General features: G+C 67.8%; 1 protein-coding gene. It reads right to left on the reverse strand.

The window, feature by feature from the left end; genetic code table 11:
• Nucleotides 1-131: 131 nt before the first annotated feature.
• Nucleotides 132-503 (reverse strand): L,D-transpeptidase (locus G3I71_RS46735; RefSeq protein WP_164325014.1); only part of this gene is annotated, 372 nt, incomplete at its 5' end.

Consider the following 503-nt stretch of genomic DNA (forward strand, 5'->3'; position numbering starts at 1 on the left):
TACAGAGTGAGCCGACTGGTCATCGGCAGCGCGACGAGCCGGGGTTCCCCCCGTACCTTCGGCTCAGCGCATCGGCGCGGGCGGGACACGTTCCCCCGGTCCCGCCCGCGCCCTCTCTCCCCGTACCGCGTTCACCAGTAGATGACGACCTTGTCGCCGTTCTTCACGTGGTCGAAGAGGGCCGCGGCCTTCTTCCTGTCCCGGACGTTCACACAGCCGTGCGAGGCACCGCCGTAGCCGTTGGCCGCGAAGTCGGCGGAGTAGTGCACGGCCTGGCCGCCGCTGAAGAACAGGGCGTACGGCATCGGGGTGTCGTACAGCGTCGACACATGGTCCCGGGACTTCCAGTACACCGGGAACTCGCCCTCACGGGTCGGCGTGTACTCCGAGCCGAAGCGCACATCCATCGCCGAGACGACCCGGCCGTCGATCATCCACGCCAGGGTCCGGCTCTTCTTGCTGATGCAGAGCACCCGGCCGGTCAGACACCGCTTTTCCGGCTC

Origin of the sequence: Streptomyces sp. SID12501 (genome assembly GCF_010550245.1) — a bacterium.
Taxonomy (GTDB): Bacteria; Actinomycetota; Actinomycetes; order Streptomycetales; family Streptomycetaceae; genus Streptomyces.